The 18,899-nt window shown below is 27.9% G+C and carries 11 protein-coding genes, 1 pseudogene and 1 riboswitch; of the genes and pseudogenes, 3 read left to right on the forward strand and 9 right to left on the reverse strand.

Annotation, left to right across the window (positions count from 1 at the left end; genetic code table 11):
* The first annotated feature begins 143 nt into the window (after positions 1–143).
* Positions 144–769 (forward strand): annotated as a pseudogene (locus CNEONATNEC86_RS14105) (flavodoxin family protein).
* 130 nt (positions 770–899) lie between these two features.
* On the opposite strand, the gene CNEONATNEC86_RS14110 reads toward CNEONATNEC86_RS14105, so the two are convergent.
* The 7 genes from CNEONATNEC86_RS14110 to CNEONATNEC86_RS14145 form a co-directional block, all read right to left on the reverse strand.
* The gene (locus CNEONATNEC86_RS14110; RefSeq protein ID WP_159136262.1) at positions 900–2,435 is read right to left on the reverse strand and encodes a WD40/YVTN/BNR-like repeat-containing protein; all 1,536 of its coding nucleotides are present in this window, start codon (positions 2,433–2,435) and stop codon (positions 900–902) included.
* Between the two features lie 407 nt (positions 2,436–2,842).
* Positions 2,843–3,832, reverse strand: coding sequence for a GGDEF domain-containing response regulator (locus CNEONATNEC86_RS14120; protein WP_058295834.1), 990 nt, complete (start codon positions 3,830–3,832; stop codon positions 2,843–2,845).
* Positions 3,816–4,400, reverse strand: a complete 585-nt coding sequence (locus tag CNEONATNEC86_RS14125) for a chemotaxis protein CheB (protein WP_058295835.1) — start codon at positions 4,398–4,400, stop codon at positions 3,816–3,818. The genes CNEONATNEC86_RS14120 and CNEONATNEC86_RS14125 overlap by 17 nt, the downstream gene beginning before the upstream one ends.
* Before the next feature lie 48 nt (positions 4,401–4,448).
* Positions 4,449–5,297, reverse strand: coding sequence for a CheR family methyltransferase (locus CNEONATNEC86_RS14130; RefSeq protein WP_159136263.1), 849 nt, complete (start codon positions 5,295–5,297; stop codon positions 4,449–4,451).
* Complete coding sequence (locus CNEONATNEC86_RS14135; RefSeq protein ID WP_159136264.1) at positions 5,294–8,929, reverse strand: response regulator; 3,636 nt, start codon at positions 8,927–8,929, stop codon at positions 5,294–5,296. Before CNEONATNEC86_RS14135 ends, CNEONATNEC86_RS14130 begins: the two co-directional genes overlap by 4 nt.
* A 266-nt stretch (positions 8,930–9,195) precedes the next feature.
* Positions 9,196–9,278: riboswitch (cyclic di-GMP riboswitch) on the reverse strand.
* Positions 9,279–9,471: 193 nt separating this feature from the next.
* Positions 9,472–9,930 carry an ATP-binding protein gene (locus tag CNEONATNEC86_RS14140; RefSeq protein WP_230132061.1) on the reverse strand — a complete coding sequence of 153 codons (459 nt, stop codon included), beginning with the start codon at positions 9,928–9,930 and terminating at the stop codon, positions 9,472–9,474.
* A gap of 334 nt (positions 9,931–10,264) precedes the next feature.
* Positions 10,265–14,068, reverse strand: coding sequence for a multicopper oxidase domain-containing protein (locus tag CNEONATNEC86_RS14145; protein ID WP_159136265.1), 3,804 nt, complete (start codon positions 14,066–14,068; stop codon positions 10,265–10,267).
* A gap of 378 nt (positions 14,069–14,446) precedes the next feature.
* Between CNEONATNEC86_RS14145 and msrB the strand changes: the two genes are divergently transcribed.
* Positions 14,447–15,403: a peptide-methionine (R)-S-oxide reductase MsrB gene (gene msrB / locus CNEONATNEC86_RS14150; protein ID WP_159136266.1), complete on the forward strand. Its 957-nt coding sequence runs from the start codon at positions 14,447–14,449 to the stop codon at positions 15,401–15,403.
* A 499-nt stretch (positions 15,404–15,902) separates the two neighbouring features.
* On the opposite strand, the gene CNEONATNEC86_RS14155 is transcribed toward msrB, so the two are convergent.
* On the reverse strand, positions 15,903–16,781 hold the full coding sequence (locus CNEONATNEC86_RS14155; protein ID WP_159136267.1) for a VIT1/CCC1 transporter family protein: 879 nt from the start codon (positions 16,779–16,781) through the stop codon (positions 15,903–15,905).
* Between the two features lie 462 nt (positions 16,782–17,243).
* On the opposite strand from CNEONATNEC86_RS14155, the gene CNEONATNEC86_RS14160 reads away from it, so the two are divergent.
* Positions 17,244–17,882 (forward strand): DUF305 domain-containing protein, encoded by a 639-nt coding sequence (locus CNEONATNEC86_RS14160; RefSeq protein WP_159136268.1) that lies wholly within the window; start codon positions 17,244–17,246, stop codon positions 17,880–17,882.
* A gap of 334 nt (positions 17,883–18,216) precedes the next feature.
* Here the strand turns inward: CNEONATNEC86_RS14160 and CNEONATNEC86_RS14165 are convergent, their stop codons facing one another.
* Positions 18,217–18,552: a rubredoxin-like domain-containing protein gene (locus CNEONATNEC86_RS14165; protein ID WP_058295842.1), complete on the reverse strand. Its 336-nt coding sequence runs from the start codon at positions 18,550–18,552 to the stop codon at positions 18,217–18,219.
* Positions 18,553–18,899: the final 347 nt, after the last annotated feature.

The following is an 18,899-nucleotide window of genomic DNA, read 5'->3' on the forward strand; positions in this document are numbered from 1 at the left end:
ACCTCCTTATACATCTTTAACTACTAACTCTCCTTTTAGATAGTATCTAACTTTTAAGTTAGTTCTATATTTTTTTATTACATTGTTATATATTAGTAATATAAAGACTATAAATAACTATATAAATTTGTGAGGTGTTAAAAATGAAAGTATTGCTTATTAATGGCAGTCCTAAAGCTAACGGCTGTACTTATACAGCTTTAAGTGAAATTGCTAATGAATTAGAAAAGGAAAACATAGAAACAGAAATCTTTCATATTGGAAATAAGCCTATAAGAGGATGCATAGGATGTGGTGGCTGTTATACTACTAACAAGTGTGTATTTAATGATGATGTCGTAAATGATGGGATTGAAAAAGTAAAAAAAGCTGATGGAATCATATTGGGCTCTCCTGTACATTATGCAGCAGCTTCAGGTGCTATAACATCATTTTTGGACAGGCTGTTTTATGCTTATGGCGGTAAATTTCTTGCACATAAACCTGGAGCAGCAATTGTAAGCTGTCGTAGAGGAGGTTCAACTGCGGCTTTTGAACAGTTAAATAAATATTTTACTATTTCTAATATGCCAATTGTATCTTCTCAATATTGGAATATGGTTCATGGAAATACCCCTGAAGAAGTAAAACAAGATTTAGAAGGAATGCAAACAATGAGAGTTTTAGGTCAAAATATGGCATGGCTTTTAAAATCTATTCAATCTGGTAAAGAAGCTGGAATAAAGTTACAGAAAAAGAACCTAGAGCAATGACTAATTTTATACGCTAATATACAAAACTATGGTAATATTTAAACTTCGCTTAAAGAAGGCTCAGTGTTAATATGACTAAGCCTTCCCATTTATATATTGATTTTTTTAGTTAGATACTATCAAAAAGGAGAGTAAAGAAATGGATAATCATTCTCCTTTAACTTCTTTTACATACTCCCATGTGTTCCCTTCATCTTTTGATTCATACAAAGCTTTGCATCCTCCATTATAATCTCCATCAGATCCTTGTCCAATTAAAATTTCACTCTTTCCATCTTTAATGTAAGGCATTTCTGGCAAGTCAAAAGGCTCATAACTTTCTCCATTATTTAATGTTACTTTTATACTTTGAAAATCCACTTTCTTATATGATAAGCCGCCATCTTCTGTTCTATATAGTTCTCCATTACTACCGCCGCTATGAGATAAGCATAAAAATCCAAGTTTTTCATTTAAAAAAGTTATTCCTGATGCTACTCCGATTGCCCCTTCAAATGGATCTTCATTTATTACTTTCCATGTAGCTCCACCATCAGCAGTGGTATTTAATGAATAAGATCTACTTCCTGCTGCAGCAGCAGTTACTTCTAAACGATAACCAACCTTATCTGATAAATAAAATTCATCTATACCATTACTTAATTTTTTAGTACTCTTTTCATTGTCTTTCACTGCCAAAGAATCTGATTTAATATTATTTAAATCATCAGCCAAAATATATCGAACAGGAATATATACATCTTCTTTACCTGGTACAAATACAGAAACAGCATTTCCTATTATCTCTGATGAAGGATTTGAAGCCTCTTTTGTATTTCCATTTCCATTAATATAAACAATTCCATCTGTATTATATCCAAAGTTTCGCTTACCATAATAAAGTATGCCATATTTATTTTCATTCCATTTTCTCACTGTTTCTTTAAGTGGAATAACCTTCATTGTGTTGATTAATGGCTGCAAGCTTTTGTCTTTATTATAATCTGCATTCACATAGCCATTTGAAATTATTATTATATTCTTTGATTTATTTTTATCATACGTAATTAAATAACTTTCTTCTTTGCCATCATCATCTTTTCCATATAGATACGCATTAAAAGCTGTAATTGTTCCATTAGATTTAAATTCAAGACTAACACTATCAGAAACATATAGCTCTTTAGGCAACTGTATTTTTTTATTAATATCTATAAAAATGCCTTCTATTCCACTTTCATATATATTGTTATTTTCAAAACTTATAGTCTTTTTATTCTTCAAATCATTTAAAAACCAAGAAAGTTTTCCATTATAATTTATTGCACTATTATATATTTTTGCTCCATAAAATAATGTTATAACAATCATAATAATTATAGCTATATAATGCCATATAACTTTATAAATCGAATTACCTTTTACGCCTGACTTCAATGTACCACTTTCATCAAACTCATTTTCCTCTACAATCTGTTCTGAAACAGTTCTATTCCTTTTCACAATTTTAATAATAAAAATCACAAGATATGCCAAAAAGAATATCATACAACCAAGTAACACAATAATATTCTTACGTATTCTTCCATATTTACATAAAGTATATAATTCATAAAAGAAAATCCCATATATAGCTATAAATATTGGGTTGCTCAACATTGATATAAATACTTGTCTTTTCATAATTTGTTTATATTCTTTCATTTCAGTCTCCTTCCCATTTTCCTTTTCTAATATATATGAATTATACAACAAATTTACAAGGAAAAATTAAAAAATAGCCTTACCAAATAAATTTATTTGGTAAGGCTATTTTCTTAATGACTATTCTATAATTATTTGACATTTCTTCTCTTAAAAAACTTTTCTAATCCCATTCTTACTTCCTCATCATCAATATTAGGAACTTGAACATTCTCTTCAAATCCATCCATTTCTACCCCATCAAAACAATATAATTTAATCAACAAATTTCATAAAGTTTCTATTTCTTCCTCTATAAAATTTTTAAAAATATCAGCCATAAAATTAACAGTGCCATCTCCTTCCGCACTTAACCATGATATCCATTCCTATATCACTTACATGCACATTAAATAATTATTTAAGTTTTATATAGTGCAAACACTTACTTGATTACGTCCATTGGATTTGGAATTGTACAAAGCCTTATCAGCATGTTCAATAAGTTCGTTTTTTGAGTACTGTATTGAAGATGATTTTGTTGTAATTCCTAAACTTAAAGTGACATAAGCTGATACATCAGAAGATTTATGTGCTATCTCTAGTTCTTCTACATTTTTTCTAATAATCTCTGCTATGATTTTTGCGCCCTCTTCATCCGTTTCAGGTAAAATTACAGCAAACTCTTCGCCACCATATCTTGTTACAAAATCTAATGGACGTTTGACACTTAAAGAAATAGATTTCGCAACATTAATTAGGCAGTCATCCCCTTTAAGATGTCCATAATTATCATTGTAACCTTTAAAGAAATCTATGTCAGCCATTATTAATGAGATTGGCTTATTTAATCTAGTACAACTTTTTATACTCATTTCTATATAATCATCAAAGCTTCTTCTATTTGGTATTCCAGTAAGGCCATCTAAGGTTGAAAGACTCTCTAATTTAAAATTAGCTTCCTGCAGTTCTGATAATTCCTTTACTTTCATCTCTAGTAATCTAGCTTGTTCTTCTATCATTTTCTTTTGGTTGTAAAGTTCTAGAAATACCTTAACTTTGCTTTGTAACATTATTGGCTCTATGGGCTTAAAAAGATAATCAACAGCTCCTATTTCATATCCTTTAAATATACATTTCTGTTCTTTACTTATTGCTGTCACAAATATTATAGGTACATAGCGAGTTTTTGAGTTCATTCTAATATATTCTGCTGTTTCAAATCCATCCATATCTGGCATTTGAACATCAAGTAATACTAATGCAAATTCATAATATAACATTAAACTTAAAGCTTCATTTCCTGATGTTGCTTTTATAATATTACAATCTATATTCTCAAGTAAGCTTTCTAAGACAAGCAAATTTTCTGTCCTATCATCAACAATTAAAATATTAACATCATTTTTGTTTTTCATTTATATTCACCACTAATTCAATTAATTTATTTCTGATTTCATCTAAAGTAAGTATATAATCCACTTCTACAGCCTTTATAGCAGTATTTGGCATAAAAATTGACTCTGCTGTACCTGGATCTTGTACTATTATGATTCCACCAAAATCTTTTATCTTTTTTAGCCCTTTACTACCATCACTACTTGCTCCTGTTAATATAATCCCAATCAGTTCATCTCTATAGACTTCAGCTGCAGATTCAAAAAGAACATCAATGGCAGGCCTAGAGTGATTTACTTTTGGATCAACTGTAAAGGACATAGTTTCATCTTTTTCTACTAATAAATGATAATTAGCTGGGGCAACATATACATTTCCTAAAAGTATTTTTTCCTTTTCATCAGCTTCTTTTACATTTATATTACATACATCATTAAGATGTTTAATCATATAACCACTAGAATAATTACTTAAATGCTGAACAATCAATACTGCTGCTGGAAATCCTTTTTTTAAAGGCTTTAATATTTTTTCTATTGCATCTATGCCTCCTGCTGAAGATCCTATAACTATTGTTCTATACTTCATTTTATCCTCTCCAATATGTAATCATATTTTATAAATATAAAATTTCAATTAAACAATATATTTTTTACGATAAATCTTTTCACTTTCACTAATAACATCAAAGTTATGACGATTTTCTGAAAATATAATACTTTCTTTTATACCTAAACAGAGAAAACATCCATTACATAAACTATCATAAAACAAATTAATTACAGAATTTTGCAAATCCTTATTAAAGTATATAAGCACATTACGACAAATTATAACATGTATTTCACCAAATACTCCATCAGTTACTAAATTATGTTCTGCAAAAGTAATTTTCTTTTTAAGTTCCTTATTTATAATAATTGAGTCATATTTTTCTGTATAATATTCTGATAAAGATACATTTCCTCCAGCTTTTTGATAATTTTGTGAATATTCATCAATAAGATCAATATCATAAATACCCTCTTTAGCTTTTTGTAAAGCTGTAGCATTAAAATCAGTAGCATAAATTTGTGTTCTTTCATATATGCCTTCTTCCTTCAGCAAAATTGCCATAGAATATACTTCTTCTCCAGTAGAACATCCAGCATGCCAAATTCTGATAAATGGGTAAGTTTTTAATATAGGAATAACATTTTTTCTAAAATTTTTATAAAAACTTGGATCTCTAAACATTTCAGTCACATTAATTGAGAAATCGGCTAATACTGATTTAAAAAAATCTCTGTCATAAAGAATTTTATATTGTAACTCAGAAATATTACTTAGTCCAGATTTAGATAGACTTCTAATGATTCTTCTTTTCATATGAGCAGTGGAATATTTTCTAAAGTCATACCCATATTTTAAATAAATTCCCTCCAATAATAAAGATACTTCAATATCTTCACTCTCAATTTTTTCTTTCACTTGATCACTATTCATTTATACAACCACACCTTTAAAAGTGAAATTAGTTTATTAATATCTACTGGTTTTGTCAAATAATCATTGGATCCAGCCTCAATACATTTTTGTCTATCTTCTTTCATTGATTTGGCCGTTATAGCAATAATAGGTATATTATCAAATTGTTTTTCTTTTCTTATTTCTTTCATTGCAGTATATCCATCCATTTCAGGCATCATTACATCCATTAAGATTAAATCTATATTATTTTTTTCATAAAGTTTTTTTATTCCCTCTGATCCATTACGTCCAACAACTACATTCATTCCTTTTTCTTCAAGAGCACTTGTTAATGAAAAAACATTTCTCATATCATCATCAACAATAAGTATATTTTTATTATTTAATAAATTTTCTTTTTCTTCACTAAATTTAATATTTTTAAAGTTTTTATTATCAATATTAGAATCTACACTATGAAAAAATAAACTCACTTCATCAAGAAGTCTGTCAATTGAATTATTACCTTTTATGATAATACTCTCAGTATATTTATTTAATTTATCTTCCTCTTCTTGCGTGATATTACCTTCTGTATAAATTAAAATAGGGAAATTCACTAAATTTTCTTCTTTCAATTTATTAACAAGATCAATTCCATTCATATCTTTCAGATTTAAATCTAATATCATACAATCAAATTGCTCATCTTTTAATAATTTATATGCATCTAATCCACTTTCTAAGGTAGTGATCTTGAATCCTCTTTCATTTAAATTATTATATATCATATTACTTTGACTTTTATCTTCGTCAACAATAAGTAGTTTCTTAGAATCGTTAGATAAGCTTGTCTCTATTTTATCAAACAAATTATAAAGTTCTTCTAAGTTATATGGCTTTTTAATATGCCAAACCAAATTTTTCATTTTATCATATGAATTTTTATCTTCTTTCCATGAAATTATGTGAATTGGAATGTTTTTTGTATATTCTAAGTTCTGCAATTTATCAACTACTCTCACCCCGCTATTGTTTGCTAACCCAATATCCAATAAAATCGCATATGGTTTGTATTTTACTGCTAATTTTATAGCTTCATCACTATTTTTCTCAATTAAAACCTTATAATTTTTTTTATAAGCTAATTCGGATAATAAAGTAGAAAACTGCTCATCATCTTCAATTATTAAAAGAAGCTTTTCATCTTCTTTTTTACTTTCGTAATGCTCATCTTTGGTGAACTCATTAATATCATTTTCTGATATTATTTTTTCTTCCAAATTGTCATGATAATTTTTATCAATACTCGAATATTCCTCTTTATTTAACTTAACTTGTTCCATATTATCATTATCTAAAAATACTAAGGTAAATTTACTTCCTTTTCCTTCCTCACTTTTCAAATAAATGTTTCCTCCAAGTAAACGAGCAAGTTCTCTTGAAATAGATAACCCGAGTCCTGTCCCTCCATATTTTCTACTAATTGTTCCATCCACTTGCTTAAAAGCCTCAAAAATTAAAGTTTGTTTATCAGCAGGTATACCTATGCCTGTATCTATGATTTCTATACTTATTAATTTATTAACATTTTCCTCAATTTTATAATTTTTAATATCTTCTTCTTTAGGTCTGCATATATTCATTTTTACATAACCAGTCTCAGTAAATTTAAATGCATTAGACAATAAATTATTTATTATTTGTTGAAGTCTTTGCTCATCAGATATTATTTTCTCAGGTAATCCATCTTCAATTTCTATCTTAAAATCTATGTTTTTTTGCAAAATTATTGGAGTAAATAAACTTTTTGTATTCTCAGCTAATTCTGCTAAATTCACTTGGTCAAAATTTATATCTATTTTACCAGATTCAACTTTAGACAAATCCAAGATATCATCAATAAGCCTAAGAAGATTTTTACCAGAAGAATGAATAGTTTTTGAATATTCTAATTGTTTTTCTGTTAATGGCTCATTAGCTTTTTTATTTTCTAGTAATTGAGAAAGAACTATAATACTATTTAAAGGAGTTCTTAATTCATGAGACATATTAGCTAAAAACTCAGATTTGTATTTATTAGCAATCTCTAACTCCTTAGCCTTTCCTTCAATTTCATGGTTTGCTTTCCTTAAAAGTTTATTATTTTCACTTATATCTCTCTTTTGCTGTTCTAATTTTTTAGTTTGCTCTTCAAGCTCCTCATTTGATACTCTTAACTCTTCCTGCTGAGTTTGCAGATTCATTTCAGACTGTTTTAGAATCTTAGCTTGCTCTTCTAATTCTTCATTATTTTGTCTTAATTCCTCTTGCTGTACTTGTAATTCTTCTGCCTGTACTAAAGTCTTATTAAGAAGTACCTCCATTTTTGTTTGTGCTTTTGTTAAATTTATACTTGTAGCTATGTTTTCACTAACTTGTTCAATAAATTTTAATTGTACATCCGTAAATTGATTAAATGATCCTAGCTCTATTATGCATTCTATTTCCTCGTGATACATACAAGGAGCAATTAATATGTTCTTGGGAACTGCCTCTCCAAGGCCAGAAATAATTTTCATATAATCAGCTGGTACATCTTGTACTAAAACAATCTTGTCTTCTAGAGTAGCTTGTCCAACTAATCCTTCACCTATATTAAATTCATCAGGTGAACCTTCTGAACTATTATAAGAATAGCTTCCAAATACTTTAAAAGTGTTGCTATCCGTTTTAACATAAAATCTTCCAATTTGCATATTTAAATATCTACATATGTATGTAATTATACGAGAACTTAATGTGTTAATTTCTCGTACACCTCGCATTTCTTCATTTAGCTCTGCTCTACCAGTTGTCAGCCAGCTTTGGTTTCTATTCTCAGAAATTAATTCCTTAAGCTTAGTCATAAATATATTAAAATATCTAGCCATCTTGCCAATCTCATCTTCTGAATTACTCATTAGCCTAGCTTCTAAATTAACTTCTCCTTCTGCTATTTCTCTAAAAGTATTTGTAACAACTTTTACAGGATTAACAATCATCCTAATAGATAAACTTGCTATAATAATTGCTGCTATAGTCGCTAAAGCTCCTCCTGTTAGCATAATAACTCTTGTTTCTTTCTCCATTTTAATGAGATCCGCATTTCTGTTCTGCAGTAGCCTTTCTTCTTCATTATTAATATCTCCAAGTATTGAACGTAATTCATCCATCATGTTTTTTCCATAACCTGATTGAACAATAGCAATCAAATCTTCTAATTTTAACTTTCCTGAAGAAACTTCTTTTCTCTTAGCTATTATTATGTTTTTTTCCCATTCAACCCATTCTTTATATTTATTATTAATATTATATAACCTTTGTTGTTGTTCAGAGTTATCTTCTGTAAGTTGCTTGAGTTTATCATAGTGATTTTCATAAGAAGAATTTCCTTTATTAAATGGTTCGAGAAAACTTTCATTCCCAGTAATAACGTATCCTCTTGCTCCTGTTTCCATATCTAATAAACTCATAAGAAGGCAATCTGACTCTTGAATAACTTTATATGTATGACCATTCCATTTGACTGCTTCGGATTCTTTAACAAAATTTATATAGGTATTGCCAATAACCGCCAACATTATTAAAATAATGATTCCAAAGCCTATGAACATTTTTTGGCCTATACTTAACCGCCTTATAATCAATATATCACCCCCTTTTAATAATTTATTTAATTTTTATAATAAGTTTATTTGTATTTATATAAGTTCCAATAAAATTACTTCATATGAGCCATATATCCTTTTTGGGTTTAGGGCAGATTTTAATGAAGATTCTTAATTAGAACATATATATCAGTAATTTCATTAATATATAAATAAATACTTATGTATAATTAAAATCTAGTATATATTTCCTTATTCATAAATTTTCACATATTTTCTATCATCAAAAACGCCAACAATCTTGATTAATTGTTGGCGGGTTGCACTACTAGTTCAAAATCCTCAAAGTGCCCAAATAAAGAGAATTTATCATTACTTCCAGATTTATTATGTTTTCATAGAATTTATATATATAATATTCTAATAACTCCATATATTCAAGCATATTTTGATAAAAAATATAATTATTTGCATTAAAATATGCATCTAAGAATTTCATTAGCAATTAACTTTAGCACTTGTATTAATTATCAATTAAAAGAATTCTTATTTGTTTTTTGGTGAAAATAAATGAGAATTCTTTATTTATTTATATATGGATTTAGCTGTATTTGAATATCTATATTATTTTCATTCAAAAAAGCATTAATTTTTCCATTCATTTGTTCTGTTAGTAATTTTACAATTGATAATCCAAGTCCTGTTGATTTACCTCGTGATTTCTCAGCAACATAAAATTTATCAAATAAATTGTCAATATTAATTTCATTACTATCTGAAATAGGATTTTTAAAAGATAAAATTATACTTTCATCTTTAATGAAAATATCAATAACAACATCTCCATCGGAATAATTCAAGGCATTTTTCATAAGATTTTGGATAATACGATTTATCTTTTCTTCATTACCAAGCACATATATGGGGTCTTCTGTATTAAGTTCCACTTCCATATGTTTTTTTTCAAATTGCTGTACATAATCAACAACATTATTTGCTATACTATTTGTCAAATTAATCTTTGTGAGATTAATTTCCAATCTAGATATCTCAAGATAATACAGATTAAGTAAAATTATTTTTTACTTAATCTGTATCCCATTCCCCATACTGTTTCTATGTATTCTTCAGTTTCATTTATACTTCTTTTACTCCTTATTGGTAGACCAGTCTATATGCTTTTTGACGTCAAAATAAAAATGCATTGTGCCTATGACAAGTGGTATGACCATAGGTACAACGCATTGCTTATTTAAAGTATAGCATAAATTTTTTTATTGGTGTAATACCAAAATTTATTTTTTTCTTATAACTGGAATTTCACATTACAAAAATAGAGTTTAATAAAAACTTTGTATATTCATTCTTAGGATTTTATAATTCTGATGTATTCTTATCTTTAATTCTAAAAATTCCCCACATACCTGATTCTATATCCCATTTTATAATTCCTGACCTATATAAATAGTCACCTGGTATCATAGATGCTCCATTTATTAACTCAAGATTAAATACGTTTCCTACACTCATGGCTCCTTGAGCTGATATAATATTTGTAAATGGATCATCTGGCTGAGCTTTCCATTTATGACCATGAAGCACGAAACAAGTATTTCTTGGTTTGTCTGCTGGCATTAGTAGTCTTATAATAACTCTTTCTCCTGGTGATGCTTCAAATATTGGTGTAGCTGGATCTTCATGAACTACAGAACTAAATACATTTGCTATATCTGATTCATCTGGGTTATCTCCTAATCTATTAAAAAATCTTTCTGATCTATAGTTAAATCCTTTTTCTCCTCTATCTTCAAAATCCACTGGTTCTGGCTGCCCATCTTCACCAATTTCTCGATTAGTCTCTATTAAATTACCATCTACGTCTAAAAGCCTTATACCATTGTGCATAAAAATTACAAATTCTCTAAATGCGTTACGTCCATCTTCAGATATAGTTGCTTGATCTCCATAAATATCATCATTCTCTATTTGTGCTTCTTCTGGTTCTATTATTATTGCTCCAAATAAACCATGATATCTGTGATTCCTTATATCTGTAAAAGATGACAATAAGCAAGTTCCGTATTCCTCATCTGCATACCATAAATAGGTTTTACTATCTCCTGGCTTTACAGTTTGTTCTAAATTATTATACCCTACATTTACGCCACTATCAGCTATTGGATTAAATCCTAAAAATTGCGGACTAATTCCTACTCTCATAGATGGTGTAACTACTTTATCAACTGGTACTCCAGGAAAAACTTGATATGGTATTGGTTTAGTGAAACAATTAGTTAATTTTACTTTTATATATTCACCCTTATTTGCCCTTAATATCAATGGTTTTGGTTCCATCTTTCCACTTAGTATATCATCCTTGTACTCATATGGCACAAATAATAACCCATCAGGATCATGGTCTTCAAAACAATTGTATAAGATATCTTTTTGTATTGCCGCTATATGAAACTCTCTAACCTTTTTTTCTTTAGAATCATCTATTTTATTTGAACATTCTTCAGATGAGTTTATAGGCAATAAATTTTTAGTTTTATTTTTATAGGCTCTTATTATTCCCCATAAACCTAGCCATAAATCATCTTGACCTCCAAAGTAGTAAAGATAATCTCCTCCTTCATAATCATCTTTTATTCTTATATTGAATGCTTCTGATATTCCTATTGTTTGCGCTTGAACTAATGGAGATCTTATGTCTGTTATTTCTTTTCTCCACTTCATTCCATTTATATTAAATGCATGTTGTTCTTCTTGAGCTCCATCTAATAATCTTATTACAATTTCATCTCCAGGATAGGTTTCTAGTATTGGTGTCACTGGATCATCATGAATTCTAGAGCTGAATACATAAGCTGAATCCTCACCATTTAATTTTTCCTTTGTTAATCTTTCTCTTAATGGCTCACACTTATAATTTATGCCCATAACACCTGGGTCATCATGTGATCCTGGAAATGGAGGTTTGTTTAATGGATTCCCTTTTTTATCAAATAATAATGCAAAATCATGGACAAATAGTCCAAACTCTCTGAATTTTCTTCCTGAAGGTGTTTCTATCACAGCTTTTGTTCCATATTTTATTCGTTTGCCTGTCTTTGGATCATAATATTTTGATCCTTTTGGTTCTATTATAACTGCTCCAAACACTCCATGTTGTTGATGTGAATTTGGATTGAAATGATCATGGAAAAAACACGCATTTAATTCTTCATTAGCATAATATCTTTCTACTAAGGTTTCTCCATAAAAAACAGAAGCTATATTATTATATCCATTTGCACCACCATCTGAAGCTATAACATCAAATTTCACTAAGTGAATGTGAAATCCTACATTATCAGTTAAAGTTTCTAATTGAAAAGCTGTTTTTGGTAGTGTTTCTGGTAAAAAATTGGTGGTTCTAACTTCTATACAATCGCCTTTATTAGCTCTTATAACTAAAGGTTCTACATCAATACATCTATTTTCTACTCCTGCTACATATTTCTTAGCTAATTCCTCTTTATTTTCATTTGTTACCTTGCACTCTGTGTATTCTTCTATTTGCTCTTTTGTAACATAAAATCTTCCATATGGGTCATTCCATCCTGATTTGTTGTATACTAATTTTGCTTGTAATACAAATAGTTCAAAAATAACATCTGCCTTTTTACATCCACACTTATCTTTTTTATTAGGACAAGGTTGGGTGTATAAAGCTCCTTTAGTAAAATTATCTGAAAAATTATCAGACTCCAACTCAGTTGGACATATTTTATTTCCTCCCTTTTGGTTTATTATCCCTAAAGGTGGCTGCTTTGGTCTTTCTCTAAATTTTCCGTTTATAAAATTAGGATACCCTGGATGATCTAAATCCTTTGCAGGAGGTGGAGTTCTATCTGGAAGTGGTTTTAACTCTTTTATAATAGTTCCATCTGGATACAATTGACTTATTACTTGGCCATTTTCAAGTAATACATTTTCACCAGTTTCCAATCTATCAAATACTCTCCATAATGACCACATTCCTTCATGAAAATGAGGATATAAATGACAATGCCATATATGATCTCCTATAGATCCGACTAAACTTCCTGCACCATATAATATATCCAGAGTATAACTTTCTTGAGGTCCTACTGATATAGAGTCTATTATTATTGAATCAGGATTATCCGGCTCTAACCTCCATTGGTGTGTGTGAAGATGGAATACATGTGTTTCTTGTACCCCTCCGTGTATAAGTCTAAACTTAGAAGGGTCACCTTTATATGCTCTTGGTATAAACGTTGATGGATCACCATAAGTCCAAGAACTCATAGAAACATCTTCTCCATCTACTACATGATGCTCCATTGGCTTTTTTATATCTATTATATTGATGTTATCCTTAGGATTACATGGATTACAGAACTTAAAACCTACATCTTTATCTGGTATAAAAGCAGCTCTATTTACCATAGGCTCTGATCTGTAACTTATGGCAGTTACAGCAATTCGCATTCCAGTATGAGGATCTATAATTGGTTTTCCAAATCTATTTACAGCTTCAAGTTCATCATGAAAATACACTGCATACTCTCTAAAACTCGGCTTAGATGGATTGTGAATATCAGCAAATATACCGCTTTTCAGCTCATTTCCATCTACAGGATCTGTCCAACTAGTTCCCTTTGCTTGAACTATTAGTGCTCCAAACAAGCCGTGTATATTAGTTCCTTTTTCGCTAAATCTAGTATCACCCATATCACTAAAGTAAAATATTCCTTCTCTATCTGCGTACCATTCATAAGTTATCTTTTCACCTGGACCAACTGTAGAATCGACATTATAGCCTGCATTAGCGCCATCAGATAATATATTTTTGTACTTAAGTCCTTGCATGTGAATAGATAATCTTCTCTCTTCGTTATGCTCAAATTCTATTCTTATAGTATCTCCAACATTTGCTCTTATTGTAAGAGGCTGAACTTCTTCTGTAGGTCTTGGAAGAGGAAGCCCATTTTCATCTTTATTATAAAAATTTGCTATAGCTTTATTCTTTACTTCATCTTTATATTCTTTTAGTATATACATAATTCCATCTGGATCATGGTCACCGAAGAAATCATATACAATTGGTATAGATAGTACAGTAACATTAAAATCTCTAAAAATAGAATCAATATTATCGTTATCCATTCTAATTACTCCTTTGTTTACATTTTTTATAATATATAATATTACATAACAATATAAACTGTTACATTTTTGGGCATTAAAATTATTATTTTTACAAAAAAGATTCACCGAAAATTGACTATAATCATATAATAGACACTTAAAATGCGAAATATGACCATTAAAATTCCCTATTTTTTATCATGAAAAATGAGTTTCTTATAAAATTTCATTTTTACTAAATTAATATTGAATACGTATTTTTGGCATTTTGCAACTATATGAATAAAAATTAATGTATTAAATAGAATAAGCGTATATTGTATTTAAATTATTGAAATTATAGTTATAATATTAATAAAGATATATACAAAAAAATGTACAAGGAGGTATATACAAATGAGTAAATTAAAGAAAGCTATTTTTGCTGGCGGATGCTTTTGGTGCATGGTAAAGCCATTTGATTCATATGATGGTGTACAAAAAATAGTTGTAGGTTATACTGGTGGTCATGTAAAAAATCCTACATATGAAGAAGTATGTACAAAAGAAACAGGGCATTATGAAGCTGTAGAAATTCTATATGACGAAGAAATAATAAAGTATGTGGAATTAGTTGAAGCATTTTTTATGAGTATTGATCCAACAGATGAAGGTGGTCAATTTAATGATCGAGGAAAGAGTTATGAAACAGCTGTCTTTTATACTGATAATGAACAAAAGCTCATAACTGAAGAATATAAGATGAATTTAGATAAGAGTGGAATATTTGGTAAACCCATAGCAGTAAAAATATTAAAAGCAGAGGAATTCTATCCTGCCGATGAATATCATCAAGATTACTATAAGAAAAATCCTTTTAGATATAAAGCATATTATGAAGGTTCTGGTAGAAAAAATTTTATAGAAAATACATGGAAAATATCAACTTTAAAAAAAGAAGAACTCAAAAATAAATTAACACCTATTCAATATAAAGTTACCCAAGAAAATGGAACAGAACCACCTTTTGATAATGAATATAATGAAAATTTTGATGAAGGAATTTATGTAGATGTAGTCACAGGGAAACCTCTATTTTCTTCAAAAGACAAGTTCAACTCAGGTTGTGGATGGCCAGCTTTTTCTAAACCTATAAATAAAGGATATGTAAAAGAACATTCAGATTTTAGTCATGGAATGTTTAGAACAGAAGTAAGAAGTACAAATGGAGATTCTCACTTAGGTCATGTCTTTAATGATGGTCCTGATGAATTAGGAGGATTAAGATATTGTATAAATTCAGCTTCATTAAAATTCATTCCAAAAAATAAAATGGATGAACTAGGATATGGTGAATATTTAGATAAATTATAAAACTAAAAAATTGCAAAGAAATTATTACTAATCGCTTTGCACAAATAGAAGAAATAAAGCAAATTTAAAATATGCTATTCTAAGTTTTTAAGGATAGTATATTTTATTTTGTCTTTATTAATGATGTAGATTTATTTTCATATGCTTTAATAGCTTTTATAAATAAATATATACTTGCTCCAGTCCGCAATAAATAAGCAAATTCTTACACATAAACACATATTAATTCTATAATTCTTTTCTTTTAAAATCTAAAAAACTCTAAAATCATACTTTTAAACTATATATATTATATAATAGATAATTTCATACAAAAGGATTGATATATGTGGCTAATAAAAAATCTCCTCATATTCCCAAAAGTGATTTTGATATTAATGAAAGAAAATAAGCCTTTTTAATTTTATACTAAAATTCATAATGCACTTAAAAGACAGTAGAATTTTGTTTTTATACAAAATCTCTACTGTCTTTTATTTTTCTTCTTCCATTAGGCTAATTAAATATCTATTCCTAGAAATCTTTTTACTAATAATCCAATAATAAAGGATACTCCGGCTACTGAAAGGCTAACAATAGACATTTCTTTGAATTTTTCTTTGAATGATAAATCCTTAGCAATTGAGATGTAATAATTAAATGCTGCAATTATTACTATAACTGCAATTAACATAACCCCTAATGACATCATGTACATATTATCTGGTAATAATAAATATGGAAGAATTAATATTACCACTGTAATCAAATATGCAACTCCTGTATAAATTGCTGATCTTGCCGCATTTTTATTGCCTTCATTTTTAGCTGATAAATATTCTGAAGAAGCCATAGATAGTGTAGCAGATATTCCTGTAATAAGTCCTGCTAAAGAAATTAATTTATTACTTTGCATAGCAAACGACCATCCTGCTAAACATCCAGTAAATTCTACCAATGCGTCATTTAATCCCAAAACCATAGACCCTACATATTTTAATCTATCTTCATCTATCATTCCTAATAATTTCTGTTCATGCACCTGTTCCTCTGTAAATACTATCACTGATTCTGGTATATTTTTTTCTAATAATATCTTTATTGATTTATTAATATATTTGTTTTGTCTTATTTCCATTATTTTGACTGCAAATGTATATCCTAATATTTTAGATAACAATGTATACCAAAATACAAGTGCTCGATTAGGCTTTACATCACGCTTTGTGTATCTTTTCCAAACATCATAATGCTTTTGTTCTTCACTAGCTATTAATCTCAAAGTCTTCTTATCCTCAACATTATTAGTATCTTCAGCAATTCTCATATATATTAGTTTTTCAGTCAATTCATCTGACTGTAATTTTTTTACTAGTTTTATAAAATCATCATCATTCATTTCTATTACTCCTTAACTTAATTATATGAAAATGAATTTTATTTATGTTATATATGTTAAATTTAGAATTCTATATTACATATGTTCTCTAAATAATATAATCTAATAACTTTCTCACTGAATTTCTTGATTCAGCATATATATTTTTGCAATCTCATCAATTACAAATAAAATAACTCTTACGTTAAAATAAATCTTTCTTCTTTGTTTTATCCACTTCACATTTCCCCTTATATTATAATATTAATAATAAGTTAATAATAATTATTGTTTTTATAAATCTCTATTTTTTTATTATTGTACAACTATTGGATATAATTATCAATATTGTTAATATATATACACACATTCCTGTCTACATATAATCTACATATTTATTTGTTAAAATACAATTAATTTAAAGTTTACAGATCATATGTTAACTTCATAAATTAAAATTTATAAATTAAGGAGTATAAAAAAATGATAAAACAAAGTGAATTTTTGATTAGTGGTATTCTAATTTGTATAATATTAGTATCAGGAGGTATCTTTATATATCATAATAACAATAATATTCAAGATCCAAATATGATAAATTATTTAGATAAAGATAATAAATTAATGGATACCATGATGAGTGAAATGGATGGAATACCTCATACTGGTGATGCATCTATTGACTTTCTTTACGGTATGATCCCACACCATGAATCTGCTGTTAGTATGTCTGAAAACTTTTTACAACATGGTGGAGAAAATGAAGAACTAAAAAAAATTGCTAATGATATAATCAATGTTCAAGTTTCAGAAATTGAAGATATGAAACAATTAATTCAAGAACTTAAAAAAAATATTCAAATAGATACTGATAAAGAAACTGATTATTTCAAGGAGTATAATAAAACGGCTAACCATACTATGTCTCATCAAACATTTAAAAACGTAGATGAAGCATTTGCTAAAGGAATGATTACTCATCATCAAATGGCAATAGATATGTCAGAAACAATTTTAAAATATACTGATAATAACACAATAAAAAATATGGCTGAAAATATAATTGATACACAGACAAAAGAAATACAACAAATGGAAAGCATAATCCAAACTATTAAATAACCACCTGAAAAAGATGAATTGATATTAAAAGCCAAATCTAAAATTGAGTAGTACTCTTTTCTTATAGATTGGACAAAAATTAATTGAATATTTTAGAATGGTATTTAAAGAATACTCATTTTATGAGTATAATCAGAAGCTTTTCATAATATTACTTGAGCTATGTAATAAACAGATTAATTTCATAATATATGTTATAGAATTTGTTGACTTATACATTAGAATTCATAGCCTGTCCATTGTTCAAATAAGAAACATATGGATAGACTATGGATTTACGTAGAATTTATAATAATTTAGTTTTTATGTTTTCTATATTAGAATAAATCTCGTTTTACCACTTTCCTTTGTTCATGTGTCCTGCTAATTCAGCTTTTGATCTTTGCTTTATTGTCCAAACCTCATTTTTTGCTTTTTCAAATGCTGCTACGCACATAGGATCTAATTTTATTTCTATGCCTTCATTGCAAAGTTTAGCAATTTTATCAGCTAAAACTATGATTTCTGCATGAATATCATTAGTTCTGTCAGATTGATAGATCTTATCTGCATCTTCCTTGCTTAATTCAACAAATTTTTCTTTACCCATGTTGCATTTTGGACATTTTTCAGGAGCTTCTTCACCTTCACTTATAAATCCACATACTGTACATTTAAATAATTTTTTCATAATAATACCTCCATTTATTTTAAAAGTTAAATATATAATAAATATTTCATTACTATATATTTAACTATAATTATAGATTTTTATTTTACTTTATTCAAAGTTCAAATAATAATTATTTTTAAAGAAAAATACTGATTTAACAGAGTTATCTTAATGTTTCTTTAAAATTCTAACAATTCATCAAATTATAATCTTAAAATGGATAAAAACTCATTATCGTTATAAATTTAAAGCTTCTTATATGTAATTACATAATTAAATATATTTTCTATTTCTTTAATCCTCATAAAATCTTCACAACTTTTTACTAAAATTAATATATCTAAAGATAAATTACTATTTAAATA

The organism is Clostridium neonatale (genome assembly GCF_900465025.1).
In the GTDB taxonomy this organism is placed as follows: Bacteria; Bacillota; Clostridia; order Clostridiales; family Clostridiaceae; genus Clostridium; species Clostridium neonatale.